General features: G+C 67.7%; 10 protein-coding genes. All 10 read right to left on the bottom strand.

What is annotated here, in order from left to right; genetic code table 11:
- On the bottom strand, nt 1-921 hold a 921-nt coding region (locus FKP22_RS14040; protein WP_141288102.1), incomplete at its 3' end, for an aldehyde dehydrogenase family protein.
- Nucleotides 922-934: 13 nt separating this feature from the next.
- Complete coding sequence (gene pcaF / locus FKP22_RS14035; RefSeq protein WP_141288101.1) at nt 935-2,170, bottom strand: 3-oxoadipyl-CoA thiolase; 1,236 nt, start codon at nt 2,168-2,170, stop codon at nt 935-937.
- A 4-nt stretch (nt 2,171-2,174) separates the two neighbouring features.
- Nucleotides 2,175-2,819, bottom strand: a complete 645-nt coding sequence (locus FKP22_RS14030; RefSeq protein ID WP_141288100.1) for a TetR/AcrR family transcriptional regulator — start codon at nt 2,817-2,819, stop codon at nt 2,175-2,177.
- 33 nt (nt 2,820-2,852) lie between these two features.
- Nucleotides 2,853-3,938 carry a 1,2-phenylacetyl-CoA epoxidase subunit PaaE gene (paaE, locus tag FKP22_RS14025; RefSeq protein ID WP_141288099.1) on the bottom strand — a complete coding sequence of 362 codons (1,086 nt, stop codon included), beginning with the start codon at nt 3,936-3,938 and terminating at the stop codon, nt 2,853-2,855.
- Nucleotides 3,935-4,456, bottom strand: coding sequence for a 1,2-phenylacetyl-CoA epoxidase subunit PaaD (gene paaD, locus FKP22_RS14020; RefSeq protein ID WP_375140582.1), 522 nt, complete (start codon nt 4,454-4,456; stop codon nt 3,935-3,937). Before paaD ends, paaE begins: the two co-directional genes overlap by 4 nt.
- Entirely contained in the window at nt 4,450-5,223 is a 774-nt protein-coding gene (gene paaC / locus FKP22_RS14015) for a 1,2-phenylacetyl-CoA epoxidase subunit PaaC (RefSeq protein ID WP_141288098.1), read from the bottom strand. The genes paaD and paaC overlap by 7 nt, the downstream gene beginning before the upstream one ends.
- Nucleotides 5,224-5,239: 16 nt before the next feature.
- Nucleotides 5,240-5,566: a 1,2-phenylacetyl-CoA epoxidase subunit PaaB gene (gene paaB, locus FKP22_RS14010; RefSeq protein ID WP_141288097.1), complete on the bottom strand. Its 327-nt coding sequence runs from the start codon at nt 5,564-5,566 to the stop codon at nt 5,240-5,242.
- Nucleotides 5,563-6,576 (bottom strand): 1,2-phenylacetyl-CoA epoxidase subunit PaaA, encoded by a 1,014-nt coding sequence (gene paaA, locus FKP22_RS14005; RefSeq protein WP_141288096.1) that lies wholly within the window; start codon nt 6,574-6,576, stop codon nt 5,563-5,565. Before paaA ends, paaB begins: the two co-directional genes overlap by 4 nt.
- A gap of 38 nt (nt 6,577-6,614) precedes the next feature.
- Complete coding sequence (paaK, locus tag FKP22_RS14000) at nt 6,615-7,928, bottom strand: phenylacetate--CoA ligase PaaK (protein ID WP_141288095.1); 1,314 nt, start codon at nt 7,926-7,928, stop codon at nt 6,615-6,617.
- A 44-nt stretch (nt 7,929-7,972) separates the two neighbouring features.
- Nucleotides 7,973-8,329: 3-hydroxyacyl-CoA dehydrogenase family protein (locus tag FKP22_RS13995; RefSeq protein WP_233446844.1), on the bottom strand; the 357-nt coding region annotated here is incomplete at its 5' end.

Below are 8,329 nucleotides of genomic sequence, written 5' to 3'. Positions count from 1 at the left end.
CTGGCGCGGCACGATGGCGCGGCGGATGGCGGTGCACTTCTGGCCGGCCTTGGTGGTCATTTCGTTGGCCACTTCGCGCACGAAGAGCTCGAACTCCTCGTCGTCCGGCGTCACGTCGGGCGCGAGGATGGCGCAGTTCAGCGAATCGGCCTCGGCGTTGAAGGGCACCGATTGGCGGATCAGGTTCGGGTGCACGCGCAGCTTGGCGGCGGTGTCGGCCGAGCCGGTGAAGGTCACCATGTCCTGGCCGGCCAGGCGGTCCAGCAGGTCCCCGGTGCTGCCGATCACCAGTTGCAGGCTGCCTTCGGGCAGCAGGCCGCTGGCGTGCATCAGCCGCACAGTGGCTTCGGTCAAATAGCTGGTGGCGGTGGCCGGTTTGACGATGCACGGCATGCCGGCCAGGAAGCTGGGCGCGAACTTTTCCAGCATGCCCCAGACCGGGAAGTTGAAGGCATTGATGTGCACCGCCACGCCGCCGCGTGGCACCAGGATGTGGGTGCCGGCAAAGCCGCCTTTTTTGCCCAGCGGAATCACCGGGCCCTCGTGGAGCACATTGCCCGAGGGCAGGCCGTTGGCACCCAGGCTGGCGTAGGCGTACAGCGTGCCGGAGCCGCCTTCGATGTCGACCCAGCTGTCCTTGCGTGTGGCGCCGGTGTGGCGCGAGATTTCGTACAGCGTTTCCTTGTGCTCGTTGAGGTAGGCGCCCAGCGCCTTCAGCCGCGCGGCACGCTGCTGGAAGTCCAGCTTCAGCAGCGCGGCCACGCCAGGGCCTCGGGCGTGCGTGACGGCCTCGCCGAAGTCCAGGCTTTCGGCATGTGTGCCGGCCACAGGTTGGCCGTTGATGGCGCTCAGCAGCGACTGCGATGCCTGCTGGCCGATCCAGCGGCCGCCGATGAAACTTTGAAGAACAGGGGTTGTCATGTCGAGGCTCCGGTCAAGCGCGTTCAATGGCGATGGCGATGCCCTGGCCGACGCCGATGCACATGGTGGCAATCGCGCGGCGGCCGGCGGTGCGCTCCAGCTGGCGCAGTGCGGTCAGCACCAGGCGTGCACCGGAGGCACCCAGCGGGTGGCCGATGGCGATGGCACCGCCGTTCGGGTTGACCTTGGCCGAGTCGTCGGGCAGGCCGAGTTCGCGCATCACCGCCAGACCTTGCGCGGCAAAGGCTTCGTTGAGCTCGATGGTGTCGACCTCGTCCAGCGTCCAGCCCAGGTGGGCCAGCAGCTTCTTCGTGGCCGGCGCCGGGCCCATGCCCATGATGCGTGGCGGCACGCCCGCGGCCATCATCGCCAGCACACGGCCGCGCGGCTTCAGCTTGTAGCGCTTCACGGCCTCGTCGGAGGCCAGCAGCAGCGCCACCGCGCCATCGTTCACGCCCGAGGCATTGCCGGCGGTGACGCTGCCGTCTGGCCGCACTACGCCCTTCAGGCGGTTCAGCTGCTCCAGCGTGGTGTCGGGGCGCGGGTGTTCGTCGGTGGTGATGCTGATCGGCTCGCCATTGCCCTTGGCTGATGTTTTGGATGAAGGAATGACCACCGGCACGATCTCGCCGTCGAAGAAGCCGGCCCGGCGTGCGGCCTCGGTGCGCTGCTGCGAGGTCCAGGCGAACTGATCCTGGTCGGCGCGCGAGACCTTGTAGTCGGTGGCGACGTTTTCTGCCGTCTCGGGCATCGAGTCGATGCCGTGCGAGGCTTTCATCTTCGCGTTGACGAAGCGCCAGCCGATGGTGGTGTCCTCGACCTTGGCGCTGCGCGAAAACGCGTTGTCGGCCTTGCCCATCACGAAGGGCGCGCGCGTCATGCTCTCCACACCGCCGGCTATGACCAGGTCCGCATCGCCCGCGACGATGGCGCGCGCCGCGCTGCCCACCGCGTCCAGCCCGGAGCCGCACAGGCGGTTGATGGTGCTGCCCGGCACGTCCACCGGCAGGCCCGCCAGCAGCGCAACCATGCGGGCCACGTTGCGGTTGTCCTCGCCGGCCTGGTTGGCGCAGCCGTAGAGCACGTCGTCCACCGCCGCCCAGTCCACGCCGGGGTTGCGGTCCATCAAGGCCTTGATGGGCACGGCGCCGAGGTCGTCGGTGCGCACGCCCGCCAGGCTGCCGCCGTAACGGCCGAAGGGGGTGCGCACGCCGTCGATGATCCAGGCGTGGCGAGGCGAGGGGGTCATGGGTTCAGTCTCCGTTGGATGTCTTGGGATCGGGTGGCGGCTCGGCCGGCAGCGGCGGGCGCACCGCGCCGATGCCGCCGAAAAACAGGTCCGTGACGACGGGGGCCATCGCGGCGTAGGTCAGCGCGCCATCCGGGCGCAGCCAGGTGAACATCCAATTGATCATGCCGAACAGCAGCATGGTCAACGGCTTGCTCATGCCGCCCTCGGCCAGCCGCGGACGCATCTGGCGGATGGCCCGCGCAAAGCCTTCCACCACCTGGCGTTCCTTGTTCAGCACCCGTTCGCGGTCGGCTGGTTCGAGGATGCCCACGTCCTCGGTCAGCACCCGGTGCGCATGCTGGGCGCTGCCGTATTCCTCGACGAAGCGGTGGATCAACTCGCGCAGCCGCGGCTCTGGCAACAGGTCGGCTGCTTCGACCTCCTGCACCAGCTCCTGCAGCCGTGCCACATGGCCTTCGGCAATCTCGACCAGCAGCGCGTACTTGTCGCGGAAGTAGTGGTAGACCGCGGGCTTGGACAGGCCGCAGGCCTGCGCGACCTGGTTCATCGAAGTGCCCGGGTAGCCCTGCTGGGCAAACAGCTCGGCCGCACGCGCCAGGATGGCGTCGCGCTGGTTGTCGTATCCGGGAGAACGTCCGCGGGCCACGGCTTTCCTTGTCAGTGAGGGGAAGCCGGATTCTCAGCGTTCATCGAAGGAGAGCACCACGCGCTCGGTCAGCGGGTGCGACTGACAGGTCAGCACAAAGCCGGCCTCGACCTCGTGCTTCTCCAGCGCGAAGTTGCGGTCCATGCGCACCTGGCCTTCGAGCAGCTTGGCGCGGCAGGTGCAGCACACACCGGACTTGCACGAGAACGGCACTTCCAGGCCGGCTGCAGCCGCGGCGTCCAGGATGCTGGGGTCGCTCTTGCGGAACGAGATCTCGCGCTCCAGCCCGTCACGGATGATGATGACGCGGGCGCTTTCGGCGTCGCCAGGCTGCGGCAGGTGCACCTGCGCGGCGCGCTCGGCATCCGGCACGCCGAAGCGCTCGATGTGGATCTGGTCGTCCGACAGGCCAGCGGCTCGCAACGCGGCCTCGGCTTCGTCGTTCACCCCAAACGGGCCGCAGACGAAGGCGTGGTCGATGCCTGCGGGGTTCACCAGCGTGCGGAAGAACTCGGCCAGCTTGTTGCGGTCCAGCCGGCCACCGTTCAGCGGCGTGTCCATTACTTCGCGCGAGAAGACGTGGTGCAGCACCAGCCGCGTCAGGTAGCGGTTCTTCAGGTCCTCGAGTTCTTCCTTGAACATCGTGGACTTCTGCTGCCGGTTGCCGTAGATCAGCGTGAAGCGGGCCTTGGGTTGCTCGGCCAGCACCGTCTTCATGATGGACAGGATGGGCGTGATGCCGCTGCCGCCGGCAATGCCGAGGTAGTGGCGCGCTGGCGCGTCAGCCGCCGGCAGCGCAGGCACCGTGAAATGCCCCTGCGGCGGAATGACCTGCAGCAGGTCGCCCGGCTTTAGGTGTTCGTTGACCCAGGTGGAGAACACGCCGCCCGGCACCTTGCGCACGCCCACGCGCAGCTCGTCGCCGCTGGCCGAGCAAATCGAGTATGAGCGCCGCAGGTCCACGCCGTCGACTTCGGTGCGCAGCGTCAGGTACTGGCCAGGCTTGAAGCGGAACTGCTCGCGCAGGGATTCAGGCACCTCAAACGACACGATGGTGGCTTCGTCGGTGTCTGGCAGCAGCGCGCGCACGCGCAAAGGGTGGAAGTGCAGGCCGCTCATATGGGTTTGAAGTGTTCAAAAGGCTCCTGGCACGCGATGCAGCGGTACAGGGCCTTGCAGGCGGTGGAACCGAAGGCGGACAGGCGCTCGGTGCGTTTGCTGCCGCAGCGCGGGCAGGCCAGCCGGGGGATGACACGCACCAGCGACTCGCCTTGGTCCAGCACCGGCCCGGGCGGCGCGATGCCGTAGGCGTTCATCTTCTGGCGGCCGGCTTCGCTGATCCAGTCGGTGGTCCAGGCGGGGGCGCGCTGCAGGCGCACGCGGGCGGGGCCCAGGCCCGCTGGGTGCACGGCAGCCAGCACGTCACGCTCGATGACCTCGGTGGCCGGGCAGCCGGAATAGGTGGGTGTGAGCACGACCTCGATGCCACCGTCGCTGGTGGCGATCACGTCGCGCACGATCCCCAGGTCGCGCACCGAGACGGCGGGAACCTCCGGGTCCAGCACGGTGTCCAGCACCGCCCAGACCTGTTCGAGGCGGGCCGTGTCCTGTTTCGGCGGCGCGACCAGGTTCACCAGACGCCTCCAGGGAAGCTGCGCTGCAAATGCTGCATCTCGGCCAGGATGTAGCCCATGTGCTCGCTGTGGCGGCCGCGCTTGCCGTCGCTGCGGAAGGCGCCGAGCTTGGGCGCTTGCAACTTGCCGCCTTCGAGGATCTGGTCCATCTCGGCGGTCCACGCGGCCTGCACGTCGGACCAGCGCGGGCCCAGGCCGCTGGCAGCCGCCGCTTCGTCCACCGCATCGGCGTCGAACAGCTCGGCCACGTACAGCCACAGGTCGCGCAGCGCACGTTCCATGCGGCGGCGCGATTCATCGGTGCCGTCGCCCAGGCGAGCCACCCAGTCTGCGGCGTGCTGCTGGTGGTAGCGCGCTTCCTTCACGGCCTTGCCGGCAATGCCGGCCAGCTCGCTGTCACTGGAGCCTTGCAGGCGGATCCACAGCTGCTTCAGGAAGGTGGCGAGAATGGCATTGCGCAACACCGTGACGGCGAAGTCGCCGCGCGGCAGCTCGACCAGGGTCGGGTTCAGGAAGTCGCGCTCGTCGCGCAGGAAGGCCAGTTGGTCTTCGTCATGGCCCGCGCCTTCGAGCTTGCTGGCATGGGTCAAAAGCGCACGCGCCTGGCCTACCAGGTCCAGCGCCATGTTGGACAAGGCGATGTCTTCTTCCAGCACCGGGCCGCGGCCCGACCACTCGGCCAGTCGCTGGCCGGCGATCAGGCAGGTGTCGCCCAGTCGCAGCACGTATTGCACGGCGGGGTTGGTGGTGACTTGAATCGAAGCGGTCATGTTGCAGGGCCCCCGATCACATGTGGTCGACCGAAGCCGGCAGCTCGTAGAAGGTCGGATGGCGGTAGACCTTGTCTTCCATCGGGTCGAAGTACATGTCCTTGTCCGACGGGTCGCTGGCGACGATGTCCTTGGACTGCACGACCCACACGCTGGTGCCTTCCTGGCGCCGGGTGTAGACCTCGCGCGCCAGCTGGATCGCGCCGGCCGCGTCGGGTGCGTGCAGGCTGCCGCAGTGCTTGTGGTCCAGCCCCGCCTTGCTGCGCACGAACACTTCCCACAGCGGCCATTCCTGCGCTGCCTTGGGGTCGACCTTCGGGTTCTGGCTGTTGCCGGTGCTCATGCTGCTTCCTTGTCAATCTGCTGTTGCTTGCGGGCGTACGCCATGGCGGCATCGCGCACCCAGGCGCCGTCTTCCCAGGCGTCCACGCGGGCGTTCAGGCGCTCGCGGTTGCAGGGGCCGTCGCCATTGACCACGCGCCAGAACTCGGCCCAGTCGATGGGGCCGTAATCGTGGGACTGGCGTTCCTCGTTCCACTTCAGGTCCGGGTCCGGCAGGCTCACGCCCAGCAGCTTGGCCTGCTCGACGGTGGCGTCGATGAACTTCTGGCGCAGTGCGTCGTTGGAGATGCGCTTGATGCCCCAGCGCATGGACTGCGCCGAGTTTGGGCTCTCCGCATCCGGCGGGCCGAACATCATCAGCGAGGGCCACCACCAGCGGTTCACCGCGTCCTGCACCATCTCTTTCTGCGCCGCGGTGCCATGGTTCATCATCGTCAGCAAGGCCTCGTAGCCCTGGCGCTGGTGAAAGCTTTCTTCGCGGCAGATGCGCACCATCGCCCGCGCATACGGCGCGTACGAGCAGCGGCACAGCGGCACCTGGTTCATGATGGCTGCGCCGTCCACCAGCCAGCCGATCACGCCCATGTCGGCCCAGCTCAGCGTGGGGTAGTTGAAGATCGAGCTGTACTTGGCGCGGCCGGTGTGCAGCGCCTCGTACATCTGGTCGCGCGAGGTGCCCAAGGTCTCGGCCGCCGCATAGAGGTAGAGGCCGTGGCCGGCTTCGTCCTGCACCTTGGCCAGCAGGATGGTCTTGCGCTTGAGCGTGGGCGCGCGGGTGATCCAGTTGCCCTCGGGCAGCATGCCGACGATCTCCGAATGTGCGTGCTGGCTGATCTGCCGCACCAGCGTCTTGCGGTAGTGCTCGGGCATCCAGTCCTTGGCTTCGATGAAGCCGCCGTCGTCAATGCGGGCTTCGAAGCGGGCTTCCAGCTGCACCTCCTCGGCGCTGCGCAGCGGCTTCTGCGCCGGGCCGCCTTCCTTGGCCATCAGGTCCATGGCTTGGGTGTACATGCGCGTTCCTTTGGGTGAATGGGTGACAGGGGCGTGGCTTACTTCGGCCGCTTGTCGACCACGCGACGGGCCTTACCGACCAGCGTGCGTTCGATGCTGCCGTTGGTCTGCACGCTGGGCTTGACGGAAATGCCCACCAGGGTCTTGATGCGGTGCTGCAGCCAACCGGCGATGTCGCGCAGCTCGCTGTCATTCAGGCTCGCGCCGGCATGCTGTTCGCAGACGACCTCGACCTGGTCCAGCAGGCCTTCACGGCTGACAACGATCTGGTACTGGCCGGAGAGCTGCTGGTGCTGCAGCACGATCTCCTCGATCTGCGTGGGGAACACGTTCACGCCGCGGATGATCAGCATGTCGTCGCTGCGGCCGACGATCTTGCCCATGCGGCGAAACGATCGGGACGTGGGCGGCAAGAGGCGCGTCAGGTCGCGCGTGCGGTAGCGGATGATGGGCAGCGCCTCCTTGCTCAGCGAGGTGAACACCAGCTCGCCTTCGCTGCCGTCGGGCAGCACTTCGCCGGTCAGCGGGTCGATGATCTCGGGGTAGAAATGGTCTTCCCAGACGACCGGCCCGTCCTTGCTTTCAATGCACTCGCTGGCCACACCCGGGCCCATCACTTCGGACAGGCCGTAGATGTCGACCGCGTCGATGCTGGCCTTGCCTTCGATCTCGCGCCGCATCGCCTCGGTCCACGGCTCGGCGCCGAAGATGCCGACCTTCAGCGAGCTTTCGCGCGCATCCAGCCCCTGGCGGGTGAACTCCTCGATGATGACCTGCATGTACGAGGGCGTCACCATGATGATGTCGGGCTTGAAGTCGTGGATCAGCTGGACCTGCTTTTCGGTCTGGCCGCCGGACATCGGTATCACGGTGCAGCCGGCCCGCTCGGCGCCGTAGTGCGCGCCCAGGCCGCCGGTGAACAGGCCGTAGCCGTAGGCGATGTGGACGAGGTCGCCCGCCCGGCCGCCGGCGGCGCGGATGGAGCGCGCCACCAGGTCGGCCCAGGTGGCTATGTCCTTCTTGGTGTAGCCCACCACGGTCGGCTTGCCGGTGGTGCCCGAAGACGCATGGATGCGCGCGACCTGCTCGCGCGGCACGGCGAACAGGCCGAAGGGGTAGTTGTCCCGCAGGTCGCGCTTGGTGGTGAACGGGAACTTCGCCAGGTCGGCCAGCGCCTTCAGGTCACCGGGGTGCACGCCGGCTGAATCGAAGGTCTGGCGGTAGTGCGGCACGTGGTCGTAGGCGTGTTGCAGCGTCCAGCGCAGGCGCTGCAGTTGCAGCGCTTCGATCTCGTCACGGCTGGCGGTCTCGATGGTCTCCAGATCTCCAGGGGCGGGTCGCTTGGCGGGCATGTCTCTCTCCGAAAATCAAGGGCCGGGGCGTGGGCTCTGCGGCCTCATTCACCGTGGAAGTGGCTGCCTGCAAAGTGGTGGCGCGAGAGCAGCGGCGCGCGGCGGTAGCGCGTCTCGCCGTAGTGCTGCTGCAGGTTCGCCAACACACCGAACACCCGGCTGGGACCGAGCTGGTCGGCCCAGGCCAGCGGGCCCAGCGGGTAGTTGGTGCCCAGGCGCATGGCGGTGTCGATGTCGGCCGCGCGCGTAGTCGAGGTGGTCATCAATTCCGAGGCCTCGTTGGCCAGGCAGCAGACGGTGCGCATCACCACCAGGCCGGCCACGTCGTTCAGTGCGAGCAGGCCGATGCCGGCGGTGTGCAGCAGCGTGGCCAGGTCGGCCAGGTGGGTCTTGGCGCCAGC

This window comes from Ideonella azotifigens, from assembly GCF_006519715.1.
In the GTDB taxonomy this organism is placed as follows: domain Bacteria; phylum Pseudomonadota; class Gammaproteobacteria; order Burkholderiales; family Burkholderiaceae_C; genus Ideonella; species Ideonella azotifigens.
This window is presented reverse-complemented; position numbering and strand designations above follow the sequence as displayed.